General features: G+C 70.9%; 20 protein-coding genes. 5 read left to right on the top strand and 15 right to left on the bottom strand.

What is annotated here, in order from left to right; translation table 11 throughout:
• Position 1: 1 nt before the first annotated feature.
• The 9 genes from OG718_RS27985 to OG718_RS27945 all read right to left on the bottom strand — a co-directional run bounded on the left by OG718_RS27985 (position 2) and on the right by OG718_RS27945 (position 10288).
• On the bottom strand, positions 2-850 hold the full coding sequence (locus OG718_RS27985) for an HAD family hydrolase (RefSeq protein WP_143643368.1): 849 nt from the start codon (positions 848-850) through the stop codon (positions 2-4).
• Entirely contained in the window at positions 847-2124 is a 1278-nt protein-coding gene (serS, locus tag OG718_RS27980; RefSeq protein WP_143643369.1) for a serine--tRNA ligase, read from the bottom strand. Before serS ends, OG718_RS27985 begins: the two co-directional genes overlap by 4 nt.
• 724 nt (positions 2125-2848) lie before the next feature.
• Positions 2849-3781: a prephenate dehydratase gene (pheA, locus tag OG718_RS27975; protein ID WP_143643370.1), complete on the bottom strand. Its 933-nt coding sequence runs from the start codon at positions 3779-3781 to the stop codon at positions 2849-2851.
• Between the two features lie 89 nt (positions 3782-3870).
• Positions 3871-5259 carry an iron uptake transporter deferrochelatase/peroxidase subunit gene (gene efeB, locus OG718_RS27970; protein WP_328845490.1) on the bottom strand — a complete coding sequence of 463 codons (1389 nt, stop codon included), beginning with the start codon at positions 5257-5259 and terminating at the stop codon, positions 3871-3873.
• A gap of 8 nt (positions 5260-5267) precedes the next feature.
• Positions 5268-7247 (bottom strand): copper resistance protein CopC, encoded by a 1980-nt coding sequence (locus OG718_RS27965; protein WP_328845489.1) that lies wholly within the window; start codon positions 7245-7247, stop codon positions 5268-5270.
• A gap of 14 nt (positions 7248-7261) precedes the next feature.
• Positions 7262-7726, bottom strand: a complete 465-nt coding sequence (locus tag OG718_RS27960) for a copper chaperone PCu(A)C (protein WP_143643436.1) — start codon at positions 7724-7726, stop codon at positions 7262-7264.
• Between the two features lie 56 nt (positions 7727-7782).
• Complete coding sequence (locus OG718_RS27955) at positions 7783-8454, bottom strand: SCO family protein (protein ID WP_306938913.1); 672 nt, start codon at positions 8452-8454, stop codon at positions 7783-7785.
• A gap of 126 nt (positions 8455-8580) precedes the next feature.
• Entirely contained in the window at positions 8581-9330 is a 750-nt protein-coding gene (locus OG718_RS27950; RefSeq protein WP_328845488.1) for a YcnI family copper-binding membrane protein, read from the bottom strand.
• 127 nt (positions 9331-9457) lie between these two features.
• On the bottom strand, positions 9458-10288 hold the full coding sequence (locus OG718_RS27945; RefSeq protein ID WP_328845487.1) for a hypothetical protein: 831 nt from the start codon (positions 10286-10288) through the stop codon (positions 9458-9460).
• Between the two features lie 224 nt (positions 10289-10512).
• On the opposite strand from OG718_RS27945, the gene OG718_RS27940 reads away from it, so the two are divergent.
• From OG718_RS27940 to OG718_RS27930, 3 genes are all read left to right on the top strand, one after another.
• A complete protein-coding gene (locus OG718_RS27940; RefSeq protein WP_143643376.1) occupies positions 10513-10968 on the top strand; it encodes an ATP-binding protein in 456 nt (151 codons plus the stop codon).
• 120 nt (positions 10969-11088) lie between these two features.
• Positions 11089-12036 (top strand): intradiol ring-cleavage dioxygenase, encoded by a 948-nt coding sequence (locus OG718_RS27935; RefSeq protein ID WP_328845486.1) that lies wholly within the window; start codon positions 11089-11091, stop codon positions 12034-12036.
• Between the two features lie 33 nt (positions 12037-12069).
• Entirely contained in the window at positions 12070-12909 is an 840-nt protein-coding gene (locus OG718_RS27930) for a triphosphoribosyl-dephospho-CoA synthase (protein ID WP_328845485.1), read from the top strand.
• Here the strand turns inward: OG718_RS27930 and OG718_RS27925 are convergent.
• From OG718_RS27925 to OG718_RS27910, 4 genes are all read right to left on the bottom strand, one after another.
• The gene (locus OG718_RS27925; RefSeq protein ID WP_328845484.1) at positions 12884-14173 is read right to left on the bottom strand and encodes an MFS transporter; all 1290 of its coding nucleotides are present in this window, start codon (positions 14171-14173) and stop codon (positions 12884-12886) included. The genes OG718_RS27930 and OG718_RS27925 overlap by 26 nt on opposite strands.
• 112 nt (positions 14174-14285) lie before the next feature.
• Positions 14286-15653 (bottom strand): MocR-like pyridoxine biosynthesis transcription factor PdxR, encoded by a 1368-nt coding sequence (pdxR, locus tag OG718_RS27920; RefSeq protein WP_143643380.1) that lies wholly within the window; start codon positions 15651-15653, stop codon positions 14286-14288.
• 167 nt (positions 15654-15820) lie between these two features.
• Positions 15821-17308: an aminopeptidase P family protein gene (locus OG718_RS27915; RefSeq protein ID WP_143643381.1), complete on the bottom strand. Its 1488-nt coding sequence runs from the start codon at positions 17306-17308 to the stop codon at positions 15821-15823.
• Between the two features lie 105 nt (positions 17309-17413).
• Entirely contained in the window at positions 17414-18925 is a 1512-nt protein-coding gene (locus OG718_RS27910; RefSeq protein ID WP_328845483.1) for a PP2C family protein-serine/threonine phosphatase, read from the bottom strand.
• A gap of 472 nt (positions 18926-19397) precedes the next feature.
• Here OG718_RS27910 and OG718_RS27905 point away from each other — a divergent pair, with 472 nt between their 5' ends.
• Together OG718_RS27905 and OG718_RS27900 are read left to right on the top strand one after the other, a co-directional pair.
• Positions 19398-20063 carry a bifunctional DNA primase/polymerase gene (locus tag OG718_RS27905; RefSeq protein WP_143643383.1) on the top strand — a complete coding sequence of 222 codons (666 nt, stop codon included), beginning with the start codon at positions 19398-19400 and terminating at the stop codon, positions 20061-20063.
• A 55-nt stretch (positions 20064-20118) separates the two neighbouring features.
• Entirely contained in the window at positions 20119-20778 is a 660-nt protein-coding gene (locus tag OG718_RS27900; protein WP_443055147.1) for a hypothetical protein, read from the top strand.
• Between the two features lie 243 nt (positions 20779-21021).
• Here OG718_RS27900 and OG718_RS27895 read toward each other — a convergent pair whose 3' ends face one another.
• Positions 21022-21987 (bottom strand): DUF5926 family protein, encoded by a 966-nt coding sequence (locus OG718_RS27895; RefSeq protein ID WP_143643384.1) that lies wholly within the window; start codon positions 21985-21987, stop codon positions 21022-21024.
• A gap of 254 nt (positions 21988-22241) precedes the next feature.
• Positions 22242-22871, bottom strand: a complete 630-nt coding sequence (locus OG718_RS27890; protein WP_143643385.1) for an ATP-binding protein — start codon at positions 22869-22871, stop codon at positions 22242-22244.
• Positions 22872-22954 lie beyond the last annotated feature (83 nt).

The raw sequence follows: 22954 nt of genomic DNA, 5'->3' as shown, positions 1-22954 counted from the left end.
GCTAACCCAGCAACCTCTCCAGGACCACCGCGATGCCGTCCGCCTCGTTCGACAACGTCATCTCGTCCGCCACGGCCTTGAGTTCCTCATGGGCGTTGGCCATGGCCACGCCATGGGCCGACCACGCGAACATCGGGATGTCGTTCGGCATGTCGCCGAAGGCGATCGTGTCGGCGGCCTTCACACCCAGGCGGCGGGCCGCCAGGGAAAGGCCGGTGGCCTTGGACAGGCCCAGGGGGAGGATCTCGACGATGCCCTCGCCCGCCATCACGACGCTCACCAGACCGCCGGCCGCCGCTCGCGCCGCGGCCGTCAGCTCGTCGTCGGTGAGTTCGGGATGCTGGATGTACATCTTGGTCAGGGGCGCGGCCCAGAGCTCCGAGACATCGGTGAACGGGACGGCCTCCAGCTGGCCGAGCACCCGGTAGCCGGGGCCGATCAGCACGTCCCCGTCGATGCCGTCGCGGCTCGCGGCGAGGGCCAGCGGGCCGACCTCCGCCTCGATCTTTGCGAGCGCGAGACCGGCCACCTGCCGGTCGAGGGTCACCGATGTGAGCAGACGGTGCGCTCCGGCGTCGTACAGCTGCGCGCCCTGACCGCACACCGCGAGTCCCTCGTATCCGAGTTCGTCGAGGATGTGGCGCGTCCAGGGCACCGCGCGGCCCGTGACGACGAGGTGCGCGGCGCCCGCCACGGTGGCCGCGGCGAGCGCCTCACGCGTGCGCTCCGAGACCGTGTCGTCGGAGCGCAGCAACGTTCCGTCGAGATCGGTCGCGACGAGCCTGTAGGGGAACGCCCCGGTCGACGCGGTCGGTCCGGTCGAGGCCGTCGACCCAGTGGTGCCGGTCACTTGGAGATCGGCTCCAGCACCTCACGGCCGCCCAGATACGGACGCAGCACCTCGGGCACCCGTACGGAGCCGTCGGCCAGCTGGTGGTTCTCCAGGATCGCCACGATCGTGCGCGGTACGGCGCAGAGCGTGCCGTTCAGCGTCGCGAGCGGCTGCACCTTCTTGCCGTCGCGCATCCGGACGGACAGTCGGCGCGCCTGGAAGCCGTCGCAGTTCGAGGCCGACGTCAGTTCGCGGTACTTGCCCTGGGTCGGGATCCACGCCTCGCAGTCGAACTTGCGCGAGGCGGACGCGCCCAGGTCGGCCGACGCCACGTCGATGACCTGGAAGGGCAGCTCAAGCCCGGTCAGCCACTGCTTCTCCCACTCCAGGAGTCGCTGGTGCTCGTTCTGAGCGTCCTCGGGGTTGACGTACGAGAACATCTCGACCTTGTCGAACTGGTGCACGCGGAAGATGCCGCGGGTGTCCTTGCCGTACGTCCCGGCCTCGCGGCGGAAGCACGGCGAGAAGCCCGCGTACCGCAGCGGCAGCTTGTCGGCGTCGAGGATCTCGTCCATGTGGTACGCCGCGAGCGGGACCTCGGAGGTGCCGACCAGGTAGTAGTCGTCCTTCTCCAGGTGGTACACGTTCTCCGCGGCCTGGCCGAGGAAGCCGGTGCCCTCCATGGCGCGCGGGCGGACCAGCGCCGGCGTCAGCATCGGGATGAACCCGGCCTCCGTCGCCTGCGCGATCGCCGCGTTGACGAGGGCGAGCTCAAGAAGCGCGCCGACACCCGTCAGGTAGTAGAAGCGCGAGCCGGACACCTTGGCGCCGCGCTCGACGTCGATGGCCCCCAGCGCCTCGCCGAGCTCCAGGTGGTCCTTGGGCTCGAAGCCCTCGGCACCGAAGTCGCGGATGGTTCCGTGCGTCTCCAGGACGACGAAGTCCTCCTCGCCGCCGACCGGGACGTCGGGGTGCACGAGGTTGCCGAGCTGGAGGAGGAGGCGCTTGGTCTCCTCGTCGGCCTCGTGCTGCTCGGCGTCGGCCGCCTTGACGTCGGCGGCGAGCTGGCCCGTCTTCTTGAGCAGCTCGGCCTTCTCGTCGGCGGAAGCCTTGGAGATGAGCTTGCCGATGCTCTTCTGCTCGGAACGCAGCTCGTCGAAGCGGACGCCGGACGACCTGCGCCGCTCGTCGGCGGAGAGGAGGGCGTCGACAACGGCGACGTCCTCTCCACGGGCGCGCTGGGAGGCGCGAACACGGTCGGGGTCCTCACGAAGCAGGCGAAGGTCAATCACCCCACAAGGCTACCGGTGCGGGGTTCCGACTCACGACCCGGTATTCCGTTCTGTCGCTTCTGTCATGTTTTGCGGGAATTGGTGAGGCGCTTCAATAGGCGTCAATGAAAGAGGCACTGCTCCCTGGAACGGGGCAGGTGGGATTCGGTCGGTTGACTCGATTCCCTTGTGGAGAACGGGACTTGAGAACTGGGTTGTCCACAGAGATCCACACCCCTGAAAAGTTATCCACAGGCTGTGCGAAAGATCTGTGGACATCGGAAGCGATCGTTCCCAAAGCTGTGTGCAGGGCCAAGAATTCCCGGACCAAACCCTCCCTACACGCACTTTCGAGTGGAAATGGTTCGCTCTATGGGATTGGTCAACAGAAACGGGTGGACGAAGGGTGACCGATGGGGCTGTGGACGGACTTGTGGGCTGTAGGCCGATTTGTCGACTGAGTCGCGTTTCGTTGTCGACTTGTCCCCAGGTCGAGAAGCGTGCCTGTGGATAACTTCTGTGGATGGAGACAATCTGCAGGTAGGACCGGCCGAAACGGGCCGGCGCAGCCGTCGGCCACGCCCGGAGAAACCGCCTGGAGGACGCCTGGTGGCTGCCGGGTTGCCAACGGGTGGCCGCTCGGCAGCCGTGAGAAGAGCCCGCTCCGCAAGCCGCGCTCGGCGAAAGCCGCTCCGCGAGCCGCGCTCGGGAGAGCCCGCTCAGTAACCCGCTCGGCAATGCCCGCTCAGAACCGGCCGTCCTGGCAGCGCGCCAGCCAGTCGGAGGCAGCCGCGAATTCGCTGTCCGACGTACCGGCCCGCGGCGCGAGTACGTCCTTGGGGTCGACGTCCGCCTGCGGATAGGAGCCGAGGAACCGCACCTGCGGGCAGATCCGCTTGAGGCCCATCAGCGCCTCGCCGACGCGACGGTCCGCGATGTGGCCCTCGGCGTCGATGGCGAAGCAGTAGTTGCCGATGCCCTCGCCGGTCGGCCGGGACTGCAGCAGCATCAGGTTGATCCCGCGGACGGCGAACTCCTGGAGGAGTTCGAGCAGGGCACCCGGGTGGTCGTCGCGCTGCCAGATGACCACGGAGGTCTTGTCCGCGCCGGTCGGCGCCGCGGGCCGGGCGGGCTTGCCCACCAGGACGAACCGGGTCTGCGCGTTCTCCGCGTCGTGGATCCCGGTCTCCAGGGCCTTCAGGCCGTACCGTTCCGCCGCGAACTCGCCCGCGAAGGCCGCGTCGTAGCGCCCCTCCTGCACCAGACGGGCGCCGTCCGCGTTGGAGGCCGCCGACTCCCAGATGACGTCCGGAAGGTTGTTCTTCATCCAGTTGCGGACCTGCGGCTGCGCGGCCGGGTGCGCGCTGACCGTCTTGATCTCCGAGAGCTTCGTGCCCGGGCGGACCAGCAGCGCGAAGGTGATCGAGAGAAGGACCTCGCGGTAGATCATCAGCGGCTCGCCGACGGCCAGTTCGTCGACCGTGGTGGTGATGCCGCCCTCGACGGAGTTCTCGATCGGTACGAACGCGGCCTCGGCCTCGCCGGCGCGGACCGCGTCGAGCGCGGCGGGCACGGACACCATCGGGATGAGCTGCCGGGTGGCCGACTCCGGAAGAGTCCGCAGGGCGACTTCGGTGAAGGTGCCCTCGGGGCCGAGATACGCGTAGCTGGCTGGCATGGCCTCACCCTAATGGGCCTTGCGCGGCCCGGCTCCCGCTTCCGGTCCCCTGCCACCTCGGCCGTCCCAGTCGCCTCAGCGAGCGGATCTCACCCCTCCAGCAACTTCTGCCCCACGTACTCCCCCTCCGCCGCCCCGCCCGGCACGGCGAACAGGCCGCTCGACTCGTGCCGGATGAACGTGGACAGCGCGTCACCGCGGTCGAGCTTGCGCTGCACCGGTACGAAGCCGCGCAGCGGGTCGGCCTGCCAGCAGACGAAGAGCAGGCCCGCGTCCGGAACGCCGTCCGAGTCGATGCCGTCGTGGAAGGAGAACGGCCTGCGGAGCATCGCGGCGCCACCGTTCTCGTCGGGCCGGGTGATACGGGAATGGGCGTTGATGGGGACGACGAGCCCGCCGTCGGCGTCGGTCTTCTCCAGGTCCATCTCGGTCGTCTCGGTCCCGCCGGAGAGCGGTGCCCCGGTGGCCTTCCGCCGCCCGATCACGTCCTCCTGGGCCTTGAGCGAGAGCTGCTCCCAGTCGTCGAGGAGCATGCGGATACGGCGTACGACGGCGTACGAGCCGCCTGTCATCCACGACGGGTCGCCCGCATCGGGCACGAAGATCCGCCGGTCGAAGTCGGGCTCCGACGGCTTGGGATTGCGCGTGCCGTCGATCTGCCCCATCAGGTTGCGGGCCGTCATGGGCTGGGAGGTGGCGCCCGGCGAGCGGTTGAAGCCGTTCATCTGCCAGCGCACCTTCGCCGCCCGACCCGCGTCCTGCTGGATCGCGCGCAGGGCATGGAAGGCGACCAGGGCGTCGTTCGAGCCGATCTGCACCCACAGGTCGCCGTTGCTGCGCGCCTTGTCCAGGTGGTCCGAGGAGAAGTCGGGCAGCGGGTCGAGGGCGATCGGCCGCTGCTTCTCCAGTCCCGTACGGGCGAAGAAGCTGTGGCCGAAGCCGAAGGTGACCGTGAGGGACGAGGGTCCGGAGTCGCGCGCCACGTCCGTGTCGGCGCTCGCGGACGCCTCGCCCGCCATCAGCCGCTGGGCCGTCGTCGACCAGCGCCGCAGCAGGGCGACCGCCTCCTTGCGGCCCGCGCCCGCCGCGAGATCGAAGGCGACGAGGTGGCCGCGGGCCTGCAGGGCGGTCGTGATGCCGGGCTGATGTTTCCCGTGAAACATCACCTCGTCCGCGCCGAGCGAGCTGAGGAGCGCGGTCCGGTCGGCGGAGGGCGCCGCGGCGTACCCGGCGGCCCCGCCCGCGGCGCCGAGCGCGAGCCCGGTGGCGCCGGCGGTACCGAGCAGACGGCGCCGCGAAATGACGCTCTTGGAGGAGGCCTCCTGGGAAACGGCCTCCCTAGGAGGGGCATTTTCGGAAGAGGCCCCCTTGGGAGCGGCCTTTGCGGCGGCGGCTTTCTGGGAGACGCCTCCCTGAGGGGGTGCCCCTTCGGCGGGGGCACCCGGGGAAGACGTCTCCGGAGTGGACTGTTCAGCCATGGTGTCGTTCAGCCGATCTGCGCGTTCTTGTCCACGGTCACCTGGTCGATGTCGGAGGTCCGCACCGTCACCGCGATCGCCCAGTTGCCCGCCATCGGGATCTGTACCCCGGTCGCCGTCCAGTGTCCTGTGGCGATCCGGTCGGGGACCACGGGCAGCGGTCCGATGTCCTTCGCCTTGAGAGTGAAGGCGACCTTGACCTCGGGGATGTCGAAGGCCTTGCCGTTCGGCCGCTGTACGTAGACGTGCATGTCGTTGCCGCCGACGCGGGCCGGGTCGATCTCGACGCGTGCGAGGCCCTTGCCGTCCTTGCCGCCCGTGTCGAACGGGATGTCCACGGCCAGCGCCCCGGTGGCCTCCTGAGAGGTGGCGGCGGTGGCGGCCTCGGCCTCCTCCACCGTGCGCCCGGGTTCGGTGGACGTCAGCACTGTCGTGACGGCCAGCAGGACCACCGCGACGCCCGCCTCGGCGAGCACCGAGCGGCGCAGGCCCGAGCGGAGCGGATCGGCGTCCCGCAGGCGCTTCTCGCGCGCGGTGGCCACCGCGGCCCGCTGCCGGGCCAGTTGGGTGGCCCGCTTGCCCTCGCCGCCCGCCGGCGCGGCGGCCGGCTCCTTCTCGTCCTCGGTCTCTCGGTCCTCCTTCTCCGACTTCTCCGAGGTCGCCGCGGAGGTCTTCACCGAAGCCTTCGCCGAGGCCTTGGCCGACGTCTTCGCGGTGGCCCTGACCGGCGTGGACACCGAGGTCTTCACGGCCTTCGCTGCCGGTGCCTGCGACAGTCGTGCCGTCCAGCGCCGCGAGATCCACGCGATGCCGACGAGGACGACCACCAGGCCGATCTTGACGAGCAGCAGCTGTCCGTACGAGGTCCCGGTGAACGCGGACCAGGAGCCGAGCTGGCGCCACGACTGGTAGATGCCCGTCGCGGCCAGCACGGCCACGCTGCCGAACGCGATGCGGGAGAAGCGGCGTACGGCGGCCGGCTCGATGGACGGCGCGCGGTAGAGCGCCACGAGGAGCGTCGACAGGCCGCCGAGCCAGACGGCTACGGCGAGCAGGTGCAGCACGTCGACGGGCATCGAGATTCCGGTCTGGATACCGGTCGAGGCGTGCTCGGCCATGGCCCAGGTCGCGGCCAGACCCGCCGCCACGACGAACCCGCCGATGGCGAGCCCGAAGGTCAGATCGCCCTTCTCCTCTTCGTCCTCGCGCTTTTCGTACGCTCCGAAGAGGACGGCGATGAACAGGGCGCCCGCGGCGAGCAGCAGCAGGCGCGAGACCAGTGCCGCGCCCGTCTTGGTCTGCAGCACGTTGCTGAGCAGGGTCAGGTCGAAGATGTCCCCGACCTTCCCGGAGCCGGTGTACGAGCCGCGCAGCAGCAGCATGGCGAGCGTGGCCCCGGTCAGCGCGAGCCAGCCGGAGACCACGAGCCGCTGCACCGACCGCTCCCCGGTGCCCCGCTGCCAGCAGGCCAGCACGAAGGCCGCGCCGCCGACGAGGAGGATGAAGCCCGCGTACGAGAGATAGCGCGCGAAGCCGTAGAGCCCGCCCACCACTCCGCCGCCGGCCTCCTTGTCGGACACGGAGACGGAGGTCGTCGAGGGTGCCCCGATGGAGAAGGTGAAGGCGCCGGAGACGGGGTGGCTGTCCGCCGACACCACCTGGTAGGTGACGGTGAACGTGCCGTCCGGCAGGCCCGAGTGCAGTTTCACGGAGTACGTGTTCGTGCCCTGCTCGCTGGTCTTTCCGGTGTCGACACGCTTGCCCTTGGGGTCGAGCACGCGCACCGAGCCGTCGGACATCGCGACGCCCTCGGAGAAGGTGAGCGACACCTGGGCCGGCGCCTCCTTGACCACCGATCCCTGCTGGGGGTCGCTCGCCGTCAGGGCGGCGTGCGCGGAGACGGGCGCGGACCCGGCGAGGAGCGCGCCGGTGACGGCGAGGAGCAGCAACAGCAGCGTCCGGACGCGGGGAGCGATGGTCTGACTCACGGTTGGTCCCTCCCTCAGTGGTGAGACGTCGAGGACGACTGCATGGACGATTTGGTGGTCGTCGTCGGCCGGTAGGTGGGGGACTTCACCGGCATCTCGACCTTCATCGGCCCGGACTTGGTGAAGTGCAGCTCCAGGGACACCTTGTCGCCCTCCTTCGGCTTGCGCTTCAGCTTCTCGAACATGAGGTGGTTGCCGCCGCTCTCCAGGACGAGCTTCCCGTGACCGGGGACGTCGAGGTTCTTGACCTCGGTCATCGACTGCCCGGACGTCGTGTGGAGGGTGACCTCGCCGGCGATGTCGCTGGTGACGGAGGACAGCCTGTCGTCGGCTCCGCCGGCGTTGGCGACGACCAGGAAACCGGCCGCCATGGAGTCCGACACCGGCTGCGGCATGTAGACGGAGCCGAAGGACAGTTCGGGTTCCGAGGAGCCCGAGTCCGAGTCGCCGCAGCCCGCCAGGGCCAGGGCGGCGGCCATGACGAGGGCAGCCGCCGAGGCCGCCGTCGACACTTTCGCGGACGCTGTACGACGCGTCACGGCTTCTCGCCCTTGATCAGCTTGGGGAGGTCCTTGGTGTAGTCGTCGACGGTGGCGTCCTCGCCGTACAGCACGTATCCGCCGTCGGTCTTCGGGGAGAAGGCGATGACCTGGGTGCCGTGCATCGAGACGACCTTGCCGGTCTTGTCCTTCTTCGGCGCCTCGATGGAGATGCCGAGCGTTCGTGCACCGCCCTGGATAGTGGCGAAGGAGCCGGTCAGGCCGACGACGTCGGGGTCGATGCCCTTGAGCCACTTGCCGAGCGCGGCGGAGGTGTCCCGCTCCGGGTCGGTGGTGACGAACACGATGCGGAGCGAGTCCTTCTCGGCCTGCGTCACCTGCTTGTTCTGAGCCAACTGCTTCTCGGCGACGGCGATGTTGTTCATCGTCAGCGGGCAGACGTCGGGACAGTTGGTGTAGCCGAAGTAGATCAGCGTCGGCTTGCCCTTGGTCTCCTTGCGGAGGTCGTACTGCTTGCCGTGTGTGTCGGTGAGGACGAGGTCCGGCTTCTCGAACGGCTTGTCGAGGACCGTCGCGGCCTTGTCCGAGCCCGCCTCCTCGGACACCTCGGCGACCGCGTTGTCGGCGTCGTCACCGCTGCCGCAGGCGGAAAGGGTCAGTGCGGCCGCGGCGAGCAGTGCGGCCGCGGCGTACGTCTTCTTGCGCATTTGCATTCTCCGGCGGGACACCACACCCGATCGCCGCTGTGCGGCGGGCCGGACCCCCGGCCGGAAAACGGATTCGGCCGGGGATCCCGGTGGGGCGTCCCGAGGTTTCGGTGGGTGGGACCTGGCTTACGCGGCGTCGGTACGCCGACGACCGGCGAGTACGCCGAACGCCACGCCCGCCACGCCGACGACGATGCCCACGATGCCCAGCACGCGGGCCGTGGTGTCGCTGCTGTCGGAGGCGGCGGCCTCGGTGGTCGAGGTGTTGGCGGCGGCCTTCGCGTCGTCGGCCTCCGCGGAGTCGTCGGAGGCGGAGGAGGCGGATCCGTGGTGGTCGTCCTCGGCGGCGGACAGGGCGAGCACCGGAGCCGGCGTCTCGGGCTCCTCCTCGCCCTTCGTCGGGGTCTCGATCCAGCGCACGACCTCCTTGTTGGAGTACGTCTGGATCGCCTTGAACACCAGCTCGTCGGTGTTCTCGGGCAGTGCGCCGATGGAGAGCGGGAACTTCTGGAAGTAGCCGGGCTGGATGCCCTTGCCGTCGGCGGTCCAGGTGACCTTGGTGACGGCCTCGTTGATCTTCTCGCCGTGCAGTTCGAGCGGCTTTTCGAGCTTGGACTTGGTGACCTTGACGGTCCAGCCGTCGACGGCCTGCGGCATCACCGAGGCGAGCGGGTGGTCGGCCGGGAAGTTCACTTCGAGCTTGGTGGTCGAGGCCTTGTCGCGCTCGTTCGGCACCTTGAAGTTGACGGTCGCGTAGCCGCCCTTGGCGGCCGCGCCCTCGGGCTGCACGCTGACGTGCGCGAACGCGGGGCCGGACAGGACGAGGACGGCGGAAGCGGCGACGGCACCGGTCGCGGCGATACGGGAAGCCTTCATGGCAGTGACACTCCACTTTCAGCACTGGTTCGGTGGCAGAACGGGGTTGCGCGTGTGAAAGAGCGGGCACGCGCGCGTGCCGCACGACGGCACCCCGGGAGTGATACGTCCAGAGTGGTGCGTCGCGTCAGGCGGCGAGGGTGAGAACCCCGTCGGCCGGCGGACCGCGCCGCACGACCGAGTGCTGAAGAGCGGTCGCGGGCACGGCCGGTGGCACGTACTCCGTGGCCCGCGGGACGCGCGGCGCCTCGGGGGACGTGCCCGGGAGCCCCGCCAGCAGGGCGCGTACGAGCGCCAGGGCCCCGCGCAGGGAGACGAGCGCTCCTTCGGCCACTCCGTGCGCCGAGAGGCGCAGGAGGCGCCGCAGTGCGACGTCCCCGCGGCGCAGCAGCCATCCGGTGGCGGCGGCCGCGAGGACGTGCCCGAGGAACATCGACAGCGACGGCAGCGCCGACATCGGGGTTCCGGCGGCGGCCGACGCCATGGCGCCCGCCTGTTCGTGTGCCGCGTGGGCCGTGCCCGACCCGCCGGGCCCGCCCGTTCCGACCGTGTCCAGCCGGGCGTCGGCGAGGATCCGCTGGGCCTGGGCGGGGCTGAGCGTCGCGACGGACGCGCCGCACACCAGCCGGGCGGCCCGGGCCACGAGCGAGGCGTCCACGCCCGCGGACGCCGTCGCCGTCGTGCCGTGCTGACCGAGTCCGAAGAGCGTGTGCAGTGCGGTCTGGCCGACCGCGAGGAGCACGGCGATGCCCGGCAGGGAGCGCTCACGTCCGGCGAGCGGTGCCGCGACGGCGAAGACGGCGAGGAATCCGGCACCCAGCGACCACAGGGGAACCGCGGCACAGGAGACGATCGCATGACCGGCCGCGGCCAGCACGACACAGACCGCGGTGAACACCGCGGCCCTCAGGACCCGGAGATCACCTCCGGTGCGCGCGCGCTGGTGGGGGGCAGTCATGGCGGGCTCATCATCGCACTGGGCTCACCCGCTCCACACGGCAGGTCCACAAGGTGACGTACGTTCCGGAAGGTCACGTTCTGGCACTGGTAGTACGCACATACACCGGCGGATGGCGCCGGCACATCCCCCGAATGGGCGGCATCACGTCAACGACACGCTTACACCCGGCCCTGTGCGGCAATACGTATCGGTATGTCGAGCCGCGGCCAGGAGGCTGGAGCATGAGCATCTGGTGGTCCCTCCATCTCCGGCGTGAGGCGGCGAGCGTGCCGCTCGCCCGGCGCCTGCTGCTCGGCACGATGGAGTCGGCAGGGGTGGATCCCGACATCTCCTACGACCTCTCCGTCGCGCTGAGCGAGGCTTGCGCCAACGCCGTCGAGCACGGGGGTGAGTCCGTCCATGGGGAGTCCGGCGAGGCCTACCGGGTCACGGCCTATCTGGACGGCGAGACGTGCCGCATCGAAGTGGCCGACTCCGGACCCGGGTTCCCGTCGGGCCGGGGACGGGCCCCCGTCCGCCCCGCCCACAGTGACGCCGAGAACGGCCGGGGTCTCTGTCTGATCCAGGAGCTCGCCGACCACGTCCACATCGGCAACAAGCCGGGCCGGGGCGGTGCGGTGGTCAGCTTCGACAAGATGCTCAAGTGGCGCGAGGACGCGCCGCTGGTGGCCACATAGAGAGCCTTCTGACGCACCAGGAGGGGTGTTTTCCCGCCGGCTTCGGCCTCTCCGGCATTCTCAGGGTCCTCACAGCCGCCCCCCATGTTCCTGACGGGCGGTGTCCCTAACTTTCCCGGCATGACGGGAACACACAAAGACACGACGATCACCCGGCGCCGCGCGATCGCGGTCACCGGAGGCACGGTCGCGGCCGGCGGGCTCGCGATCGCCGGATACCAGTCCGCCTTCGCCGACGGGACGACCGCCACGGCCACGGAGACGGCCGCCGCGAGCGCGTCCGCCGGTTCGAGCAGCGGCACCTGTGTCCTCATGTCCAGTGTCACGGAGGGCCCGTACTACCTGGACGGCGCTCTCGTGCGGAAGAACATCACCGAGGGCAAGAGCGGCGTCCCGCTGACGTTGCGCATCACGGTGCAGGACACCACCGAGTCCTGTGCCCCGGTGGCCGGCGCGGCCGTGGAGATCTGGCACTGCGACGCCTGGGGCTACTACTCCGGCTACACGACCGCCAACCCCGGCGGTTCGGCGCCCGCCGAGAGCGAGGACGGCTCGACCGCCGACGACAAGACGTACCTGCGCGGCTACCAGGTCGCCAACGCCAACGGGGTAGTCAAGTTCGAGACGATCGTCCCCGGCTGGTACACGCCGCGGACCTGCCACATCCGCGTGAAGGTGCACACCGGCGGCGAGAAGGAGGACGGCACCTACGAGGGAGGCAAGGTCAACTTCACCGGCCAGCTCTTCTTCGACGACGCCGTGGCCGAGCAGATCTTCGAGCTGGAGCCGTACTCGCAGCACACCGGCACCTGGACCAAGCTCGACGACGACATGGTCTACGACGGCGGAGGGGCCTCCAGCGGCCTGCTCACCCTGAAGCCCGTCCACAAGAAGGACCCCTCCAAGGGTTACAAGGGGTCCATCACCCTAGGCATCGACCCGGACGCCGAGAACACGGGCGCGGGCAGCGGTGGCGGTGGCGGCGGTACGCCCCCGAGCGGCGCGCCCGGCGATGCCCCCAGCGACGCCCCGAGCGCGTCGGCGTCCTCCACCGACTCCTCCTCGTAAGCGTTTACGTCGATGAGAGGCCGTGAAGTCTCGATGAGCAGCCGTGAGGACGAGACGCTCGCCCACGCCGCGGTGACCGCACTGACCGGGCACCTGGCGCTGGCCCCCAAGCCCGGACTGCCCGACCCGCGCGATCTCGGCGCCCGCGCGACCGGCGAGGACCACTGCTCCCTGCGCTGGTCGGCCAAGGCGCTGGCGCCCGGCCTCGCGGCCATGGCGGCAGCCGCCCGCCGCACCGGCTCGGCGACACCGGAACTGAGGGCGGAGCTCGGCGCGATCGGGCGCTCCACCGAGCACTCGGTGGCCCTGGCGGGCGGCGGTCACCGCGGAGCCCTGTGGGTGCTCGGCCTGCTGGTCGCCGCCGCGGCCCTGGAACCCCGCGCCACCGGGCGCGACCTGGCCGCGACCGCCAAGCGGATCGCGGCGCACCCCGACCGGCGTGCGCCGCGCCGGCCATCCCGAGGCTCGTCGGTCTCCGCGCAGTACGGCGCGGCCGGAGCGAGAGGCGAGGCCAGGGCCGGATTCCCGCACGTACGACGGGCGTTGGAGGCGCTGGCCACGGCCCGCTCGGCGGGCGCCCCCGAGCCGTACGCCCGGCTCGACGCCCTGCTGACCGTGATGTCGACGCTCCAGGACACGGAGTTGCTCTACACGGTGGGCCCTCACGGCCTGCGGCACGTCCAGGCGGGCGCCCGTGGAGTCCTGGCAGCGGGCAGTACGTCCACAGGAGCGGGCCGCGCGGCGCTGGCCGCCTTCGACGACGACCTCCACGCTCGCGCGTGGAGCCCCCGCGGAAGCAGTGGGCTGCTCGCGGGGGCCCTATTCGTGGACTCGCTGCCGGTGATGGTCAGTTCACCGGTACTGGCTGCCTGACCATCGGTGCGGCGGCGGGCCGGCTGTCCGTCGCCCACCGCACGGCCGGCCCCATCGCGTACGAGGCCGCCAGCATCAGGCCGCCCAGGAGCAGCCACCCGGGCGTTCCCCACCCCACGAGCAGCGACGTCAGCACCAGCGGCCCCGCGGTCCGCGCCACCGTCACGCCCGTACCGAAGAAGCCCTGGTACTCGCCCACCCGGTCGGCGGGGGCGAGGTCGAACGACAGCTGCCAGGAACCCGCCGACTGCTGCATCTCGGCGACGACCTGGAGCACCGCGCCGACCGTCAGCACGGCGACCGCCACCCAGGGCGAGACCCCGGCCGACAGCGCGAACACCGCGCACGACGCCAGCATCACGAGCCCCGAACGCCGCACCGCGCGCGTGGCCGACACCGGTCCCCGCACCCCGCGTGCCATCCGCACCTGGTAGAGCATCACCGCGCCGGTGTTGAGCACGAACAGCGCGGACACCAGCCAGGTCGGCGCCTCGGTCCGTTCGGAGATCCACAGCGGGATGCCCAGGCTCAGCAGCGGCATCCGCAGCAACAGCACGGTGTTGAGGAGCGTCACCAGGGCGTACGGGCGATCGCGCAGCACTCCGAGGGCGTCGCCCCGTCCCTTCTCGTCGGCCACACGCGCGTGCACCGCCTTCACGACGGGCAGCCGCAGCAGCACCGCGGCGCACAGCAGGAAGCTCACCGCGTCCAGTGCGAACACCCCGAGGTATGCCTCCCGCGTTCCCACGTGCAGCGCGAGTCCGCCGAGCCCCGCTCCCACCGCGAGACCGGCGTTGAGCGTCGACTGGAGGTGCGCGAGCAGTCCCGTCCGCTCCTCCCGGGACACCAGACCGGCCAGCAGGGCCTGCCGGGCCGCCGCGAGCCCCGACTGCGCGGAGGCGTACACGCACGCCGCGAGCACGAACGGCACGAAGCCGCGTACGACGAGGAAGGACGCCACCGCGACGCTCGTCGCGAGCGCCAGCAGCACCGCCGTGCCGCGCGGCCCGCGCCGGTCGGCGAGCCGTCCCAGGGGCACACCCACCAGCGAACCGACCGCCCACGCGATTGTGAGTCCGAGCCCCACGCGCGCGGGGGCGAGCCCGACGACATGGGTGAAGTAGAGGGCGGACGTGACGTAGTAGGCACCGTCCCCGACGGAGTTGCTCAACTGGGCCAGGGCCAGAACGCGCTGCGGACCAGCGGGCGGGATCACGCGGCTCGTCTTCGCGAGGGCTCCGGCGGGTGCGACTCGGTTCGTCATGACTATGACGCTACGAGCGGAATGGAACCCTCAACAGGTCCAATATTCATGAACTTTCCTGGCCCAATTCCACCCCGAACCCAAGACCCGAACCCAAGACCCGGACCCGCCCTCAGGCCCCCTCCAGCACCCGCCCCAACGCCTCCAACGCCGCCGGGTAAACCCGCTCGCGAGGCGTCCCGTACCCGACCACGAGCCCCTGCGGACGTTCGTCGCCCGCCGTGTGCCAGTGCTCCCCGAGGTTCCCCACCGCGAGCCCCTCCTCCGCGGCCCGCGACAGCGCCGTGCCCTCGTCGGTCACGTCGATCAGCGCGTGCAGCCCCGCCGCGATGCCCCGTACACCGCGCCGCGTCCCCAGCCGGTCCAGCAACTGGTCCCGTCGCCGCCGATACCGCAGGCGGCACGCGCGAACGTGCCGGTCGTAGGCGTGGCTGGTGATCATTTCGGCGAGGGCAAGCTGGCCGATGGACTCCGTGTGGTGGTCGGTGTGCAGCTTGGCGTCGGCGATCGCGTCCACGAGATGGGGCGGCAGAACCATCCAGCCGAGCCGCAGCGCGGGCCCGAGCGTCTTGGACGCCGTCCCCAGGTAGACGACATGTCCGGGTGCCATCCCCTGGAGGGCGCCCACGGGCTGCCGGTCGTAGCGGAACTCCCCGTCGTAGTCGTCCTCGACGATCAGCCCTCCACGCGCGCGTGCCCAGTCGGTGAGCGCACGCCGCCGCTCCGGGTGCAGGGTCACCCCGGTCGGGTACTGGTGCGCGGGCGTGAGGACGACGGCCGCCGCGTCGCCCAACCCCCGTACCGAAGCGCCCCGTTCATCGACCTCCACAGGAGCCACGGTTCCGCCGTTGTGCCGCACCACGTCCCGGTGGAAGGGGAGGCCGGGGTCCTCCATGGCGATCACTCCGGCGTCCAGCACGCACGTGAGGAGCGCGAGCCCCTGCACGTACCCGGAGGTCACGACGATCCGCTCGGGCGGCGCGATCACCCCGCGCGCCCGCCCCAGGTACCCCGACAACGCCGTCCGCAGCTCGATCCGGCCGCGCGGGTCCCCGTAGTCGTAGGCCAGGGAGGGCGCGCTCGCGATGGCCCGGCGCAGCGCGCGCAGCCAGGCCGCCGCCGGGAACGTACCGACGTCGGGGCTGCCGGGCCGCAGATCGAAACGGGGTGCACGCGCGCGTGCGGTCGCCTCCGGCGCGTCCTCGGCCGGGGAGGGCAGCGGGGCGACCTGCGTGCCGGACCCCTGCCGCGCGGTCAGATACCCCTCGGCGATCAGCTGGTCGTACGCCGACTTGGCCGTCCCGCGCGAGATCCCGAGCTCGGTCGCGAGCCGCCGTGTCGCCGGCAACCGCGTCCCGGGCGCCAGCCGCCCGTCCCGTACGGCATCGCGCAACGCCCGTTCGAGCCCGGCCCGGCGCCCGTCGGCGGCGTCGGGTTCGAGGTGCAGATCGACACCGACGCCGGACCAGAACGCGTCCACAGACAAGTCCCCCTCAGTGAAACGCGTCCCTATCTTTCAGGGGCGCGGGGCCGTGACATCGTGCGGCTGCGCCGCCGGGGACACGACCAGCCACCGACCGCACGCAGACGTATGGCCGGGCACCACACTGGTACCCGGCCATTCATGTCATGTCAGCCCATGTCGTGTCAGCCCTTGAGGGATGCCATCCACGCCTCGACCTCGTCCGACCGGCGAGGCAGCCCGGCGGACAGGTTCCGGTTGCCGTCCTCCGTGACGAGGATGTCGTCCTCGATACGGACGCCGATGCCCCGGTACTCCTCGGGCACGGTCAGGTCGTCCGCCTGGAAGTACAGCCCCGGCTCGACGGTCAGGCACATGCCCGGCTCCAGCGTGCCGTCCACGTACGTCTCCGTCCGCGCGGCCGCGCAGTCGTGGACGTCCATGCCGAGCATGTGACCGGTGCCGTGCAACGTCCAGCGCCGCTGCAGCCCCAGCTCCAGAACACGCTCCACGGGGCCCTCCACGAGCCCCCACTCGACCAGCTTCCGGGCCAGCACACGCTGCGAGGCGTCGTGGAAGTCGCGGTACTTGCCGCCCGGCTGCACGGCCGCGATACCGGCCTCCTGGGCCTCGTACACGGCGTCGTAGATCTTCTTCTGGATCTCGCTGTACGTGCCGTTGACCGGCAGCGTGCGCGTGACGTCGGCGGTGTAGAGCGTGTGGGTCTCCACGCCCGCGTCGAGCAGGAGCAGGTCACCGGAGCGCACGGGCCCGTCGTTGCGCACCCAGTGCAGCGTGCACGCGTGCGGCCCGGCGGCGCAGATGGAGCCGTACCCGACGTCGTTGCCCTCGACCCGCGCACGCAGGAAGAACGTGCCCTCGATGTAGCGCTCGGACGTGGCCTCCGCCTTGTCGAGGACCTTCACCACGTCCTCGAAACCGCGGACCGTCGAGTCGACGGCCTTCTGCAGCTCGCCGGCCTCGAACTCGTCCTTGACCAGCCGTGCTTCGGAGAGGAAGACCCGCAGCTCCTCGTCGCGCTCGGCGGTCACCTTGTCGGTGAGGGCCGCCTCGACGCCGGCGTCGTAGCCGCGCACGACCCGCACCGGGCCGGTCGCCTCGCGCAGCGCGTCGGCGAGTTCACGGACATCGGAGGCCGGGATGCCGTACAACTGCCCGGCCTCGGTCAGGGAGTGGCGGCGGCCGACCCACAGCTCGCCCTGGCCGGAGAGCCAGAACTCGCCGTTCTCACGGTCGGAGCGCGGCAGCAGGTAGATCGTGGCCTTGTGGCCGTCGGACCTCGGCTCCAGGACCAGGACGCCGTCCTCGGTCAGATTGCCGGTCAGGTACGCGTACTCGACCGACGCACGGAAGGGGTACTCCGTGTCGTTCGAGCGGGTCTTCAGGTTGCCCGCCGGGATCACCAGGCGCTCGCCCGGGAAGCGCGCGGAGAGCGCGGCACGGCGGGCGGCGGTGTACGCGGCCTGCGGGATCGGCTCCAGGCCGTGCAGCTCGGTGTCGGCCCAGCCGGACTTCATGCTCTCGGCCAGCTCGTCGGACACGCCCGGGTACAGGCCGTTCTTGCGCGGCTTGATCAGCTTTTCTTCATCAGCCTGGTCGGCGTCATCGTCAAGCACAGCTTCCGGGGTCTCCGGGTTGAGCGCCTCCGACACGGTCTGCCTCCTCGATACGACTCTGGACGCCCTCCATCGTACGGTCGTACGGAAGGACGCCCAGGGCCGGAGGACCTGTCACGCGGGGCTCGCCCGAAGGGACGCTCACTCGAAGCGTGCCGCCAGGAGCACCACGTCCTCGTCGCTGTCGGCGACGTCGAGCCCGTCCGGCAGCACACTCCGCAGGACGTGATCGGCGACCGCGCCCGGGTCGGTGCGCAGCGCCCTGGGCACGGACGCGGCGGCCGCGTGCAGCCGCGAGAAGGCACGGTCCATGGGGTCGCCGGTGCGGTGCAGCAGCCCGTCCGTGTAGAGCAGAACCGTCTCTCCGGCCTCGGCCTGGAACTCCACGCTCGGCGCCTCCCAGCAGGCGAGCATCCCCAGGGGCGCCGACAGGGACGTCTCCACGTACTCCGTGCGCCGCTCGCCGATCACCAGCGGCGGGCTGTGCCCGGCCCCGGCGAGCGTGACCTTGCGCAGCGCGGGCTCGCAGTACGCGAACAGGGCGGTGGCGGAACGGGCGGGCTCGGTCAGCCGCAGCAGCAGTTCGAGGTCGGACAGGACGGCGACCGGGTCCTCGCCCTCCATCACCGCGTACGCCCTCAGGGAGGCCCTCAGCCGGCCCATCGCGGCGACCGCACTGGGCCCCGACCCGGTGACGGACCCGACCGCGAGGCCGAGCGCGGCGTCGGGCAGCGGCAGCGCGTCGTACCAGTCGCCGCCGCCGCGCGGCCCCGTGCGGTGCCGGGCGGCGAGCTGGACGCCGGAGACACGGGGCAGCCGCGAGGGGAGCAGCTCCTCGGAGATGGTCGCCATGCACGCGCGCGTGCGGTCCAGTTCCACCAGCCGGGCCAGGTGCTCGGCCGCGTAGCGCGCGTACAGACCCACCAGGTGCCGCTGGCGCTCGACCGGCTCGGCGGGCTCGTCGTACAGCCACACGGCGGCGCCCAGGCGGCCCGCCGCCTCCGTGGACAGCGGGAGCGCGTAGCTCGCGGCGTAGCCGAGGCGGGCGGCGACCTCGCGGTGGCGCGGGTCGAGGCCGTCCTCGGACAGGAGATCCGGCTGGGAGATCTCGCCCTCGCCCCCGGGGAGACCGTCGAGGATCTTGCCGTACGACATGGCGCTGCGCGGGACGGTCTCGATGTGGCCGAGATCGGCTCGGGCGAGTCCCAGGCCGATGGTCGTGTCGGGGCCGAGTCCGTCGCCCGGTTCCAGGACCACGAGACCGCGCCGGGCGCCCACGAGGGCGGCTCCGGCGCGCAGCAGCTCCTGCAGCGCGTCCGGCAGTGCGGCGGTGCGCGCCAGGCGCTCGGTCAGCTCGTGCAGAGTGGTGAGATCAGAGACCCAACCTGCGAGTCTGTCCTGGAGAACGGCCCCGGGGGCGTGTGGAGAAGTGGTCGAAGAGGTACCCGGGGCGGCAGGCGCGGGCGCGACAGTGTGTGCGGGCGATGGAACCGTTGAATCGATTCCGGCCACTTTCGGGAGGTGAGGGGCGTTCATGGCGTCCGGCTTTCCGACCGGTGCGTATTGCTCAATAGCATCGCAAACCCCCATGTCATTCTGCGCCGCTAGCAGTGTCTCCACATGTACACGCACTCGTGAGGGGATGTCCAGCATTGTCCTGCCGGGATTCCTGGTGTCCGTGGGACCGTTGCGGAAATGCAAAGTTGGCTTAAAACTGACTCGAGTCTCGGCGTATTGAGGTCGACTGGCCTTGTTCGACGGAGCGTCACAGCGGTCGTGATGGGTACGTACTCGGTGAAGGCCAGGGATGGTTGGGATCGTCCCGGAACCTGGCGACGGACCCGGGCGTCTTAACCATCGACGACCGTGCCCCATCCTCCCGTGGCGGAGGCGGCGAGAAATACGCGCGACGGCAAACGCCAGGCCTCGCCACCCCACGCCATGCCCGTGCTTTAGCCAGACGCAGTATGGACACGGACACAGCCCAACGCTCGGCCCATACGGGTTCCCCTTGTCTCGGACGGGGGTGTGATGCGCCAGTAGGTACGCACAGTGAAGTGATCGACACATGATGTGATGTGGTCCTCGGTGTTGCCAGGCGTGCAACGGAAAGGAACGAGCGCTCATGCGCGAGATCCTCGGAAGGCGACGCAGGCTCCTGTCCAAGCGAAACGGCGGACAGCCTGAGATGCTCGGCGCGGCCCTGACCTTCGCGACCGCATGGCAGTGGCCCGTACTCCCGGGAGTGGCGGCGGACCCGCAGGGGCGGGCCCGCTGTGCGTGTCCCGACCCGGAATGCACAGTGCCCGGTGCCCATCCCTTCGACCCCGGCCTCCTTGCGGCCACCACCGACGAGCGGATGGTGCGCTGGTGGTGGACGAACCGGCCCGCGGCGCCGATCATCCTGGCCACCGGGGACAAGGCCCCCTGTGCGGTGAGCCTGCCGGCGCTCGCCGCGTCCCGCGCGCTCCTCGCGCTCGACCACATGGGGATGCGCCTCGGCCCCGTGATCGCGTCCCCGACGCGCTGGGCGCTGCTCGTGAAGCCGTACTCCCTGGAGCAGCTCGGCGAGTTGCTCTACGCCCAGGACCACGTTCCTGGCTCGCTGCGCTTCCACGGAGAGGGCGGCTATGTGGCGCTGCCTCCGTCCGAGACCGGCCAGGGTCAGCTCCGCTGGGAGCGGGCTCCGCTGCCCGGCTCGGCCGCCCCCTGGGTGCCCGATGTCGAGGCAGTCGTGGACGCCGTGGTGGAGGCCCTCACCCGTACGGGTGTGAGCGCCCCCGAGTTGTAGGGAAACCGGGCGCGCGGCGAGCCGCGCGCCCGCTCTCGCTCGTTATGTTCCTTTCATGCTGCGCCACTCCCGGGGACGACGAGCCCCAGGCCCTCGAAGAGTCCGCCCGATCGCGCTGGCGGGCGTGGTGGCGCTCATGGCCGCTCTGCCACTGGCCGTGGCCTCCGCGGGACCTGTGGGTGACGTGGATTCCGCGACCCCACGGACCTCCGACGACGGCTCACGCGCCTCCGACGACGCCGTACGCGCCTCGGGCGCCCGTGGTTCCGACGACGCGCCTGCTGCCGCCACCGGTCGCGCCGGCGCACCAAAGGCGCCCGAGCCTCGTTCCGCGCCCTCCGAGAGCCCCCTGACGCTCGGCCTGGGCCTCGCCACGGCCGCCCGCTGCGGTCCCGAACTCGCGTCCCCCGACGGCATCGAGGCACAGACCTGCGTGCTGACACAGGGACGGGACACCTGGGCGCGTACGTACTACCGCAACGCGACCGGCGGCGATCTCACGTCCGTACTGACCCTCATGGGGCCCTCGGACCGCACGGTACGGATGCACTGCGCCGTGGGCGCGGACGACGAGCCGGGGGTGTGCGAGACACCGCGGGAGCGCACGGCGGGGGACGCGGGTGCGTACACGGCGGTCGTGGAGTTCGCGAAGGGGGACGAGGGGCCGCTGTTGTTGCGCTCGGGGAGCAACTCACCTGCGCAGACTGCGCGTTGAGGCTTCAGCCGGCATGGGGCCCGGATCCGGGAATGAAAAGACCCGGTTGCTGGCGACGGGGGATGCACCAGCAACCGGGCTAATGGAACGGTAACAAGAGATCGGCGGTTCGCAAATTCGATCTCGGCTATTCGGACACCGACTTCCCTGCCGCAACGGGGAGTTGTGACAGGAGTCACCCGGTCCACGACCCTGTCGGCCGACTGACCGGTCGGCCAGTCCGATCTGGGTGTCAGCTGTGTCTCAGCTGAGCGTGACCTGCCGGTTGGTGAGACCGCCGCGCGCCCGGCGCTCGTCCGCGGTGAGCGGCGCGTCCGAGGCCAGCGCGGTGGCGAGCCGCTCGGCGAACTCGGCCGCCGGCTTCTCGACATCGTCCGCCGAGACGCCGGTCGGCAGGTCCCAGACCGGCACCGTGAGGCCGTGGGCACGGAAGGAGCCCACGAGACGGGTGCCGTCGCCGAGGCTCGACCGGCCCGCGGCGTGCAGCCGGGCGAGCGCGTCCAGAAGCTGCTCCTCCGGGTGCGGCATGACCCAGCGCAGGTGGTTCTTGTCGGGCGTCTCGCACCAGTACGCGGCGTCGACACCCGCGAGCTTCACGGTCGGGATGGCGGCGGCGTTCGCGCGCTCCAGGGAGGCGGTCACCTCCGTGGTCGCGTTCTGCGCGTCCGGAACCCAGAATTCGAACCCCGGGTGCACAACTGGCTCGAACGCGCCTTCGGGGTCGAGGAGGTCCTGCAGCCGCGGTCCGTCGGCCGGGGCGCGGCGGCCCTGGACCGGAGTGCCGGGCTCCGCGGTGAGCGCGCGCGTGAGGGTGTCGGCCAGGTCGCGGCTGATGTCACCGGACGCGGTGTCGTTCTGCAGGCCGATCAGGACCGAACCGTCTTCGCGGCGCAGCGCGGGCCACGCCATCGGCAGCACCGTCGCGAGCGTGACCGACGGGACGCCCTCCGGGAGCGCCTCCTTCAGATGCAGTTCGACAGTGGCCGCGGGCACCAGCTCGCGCAGCGCGACCCAGTCGCCCTCGCCCGCCAGTGCCTCGAAGGGGCGGTGCACCAGCTCGGTCACGGCGTGCGCGGCGGCCCGTCCGTGACAGGCCTTGTAACGGCGGCCGCTGTTGCATGGGCAGGGCTCGCGCGCCCCGACGACCGGGATCTCTCCATCCGTCAGCTGAGGCTGCTTGGCCTTCGTCTGGGGTCGCTTCTTGGCCATCGTGGATGTCTCCCGGTTACGGCTCGACTCGTACGGGCGCGAGCCTAGCCGCTCGTACGGGGAGTCACGGGACCCTGTGGACAACGTGCCGAGTCGTCCCGGAAGCGGTGATTCGGTTCGTCCTTGAACCAGTGCTTCCGTCTGCTTCGGGCTGCTTCGGACCAGGTCGTCCTGGCTTCGGGCCGTGTGGGGCTCGGGCCGTATCGGGGGGCGGCGGATTCTTGGCTCGGGCCGTTCGTCGGTCCGGTTCGTTCTCAGTCCAGGGTGTCGAATGCGTTCCCGAAGTCGAGGTCGGGTATCGCGGACACCGACGGGGCCGTGACACGCGCGGCGAAGTCGGCGCGGCGATGAGCCGCGTGTGCGTCCTTGTGCACGACCACCCACACCGTGACCTCACCGCGGGCGTCGTCCCGGACACCCCAGTCGTCGGCCAGTGCCGTGATGATGTTCAGCCCGCGGCCGCCGCGCGCGGTGACCGAGGGTGTGGCCGGAACCGGACGGGTCGGACCACCGCCGTCCGTCACCTCGACGGTGAGCCTGCCGGTCGGTTCGACGCGCCACGCGGCCCGGACGTCGCCGTCCCCCGCCAGTGCGTCACCCAACGGCCTGCCGTGTCGGCAGGCGTTGCTCAGTAGTTCGGAAAGGATCAGTACGGCATCGTCGATGACCGTTTCCGCCACACCGCCGGTGCGCAGCTGAGCCCGCATCCGGTGTCTTGCTTCCCCCACGCCCGCAGGGCCATGGGGTACGGCCATGCTCGACGACGTGGGCACCTCCTGTGCCACCACCAACGCCACCCCCGAGACCTCCTTTGCCCCACGCCACGGTGTGAATGCCCCCCTGGACTGGACCGGAAACCGGCCAATGCACGTGCAGTGACGCACTCGTAACGATCGAATACGGACCGAACGCGCCGGAGCACTCCCTGTAACCGTGTGGCCTGAATTCGACGGTGTGGCCGAGGCGT

It is taken from the genome of Streptomyces sp. NBC_00258 (genome assembly GCF_036182465.1).
In the GTDB taxonomy this organism is placed as follows: domain Bacteria; phylum Actinomycetota; class Actinomycetes; order Streptomycetales; family Streptomycetaceae; genus Streptomyces.
This window is presented reverse-complemented; position numbering and strand designations above follow the sequence as displayed.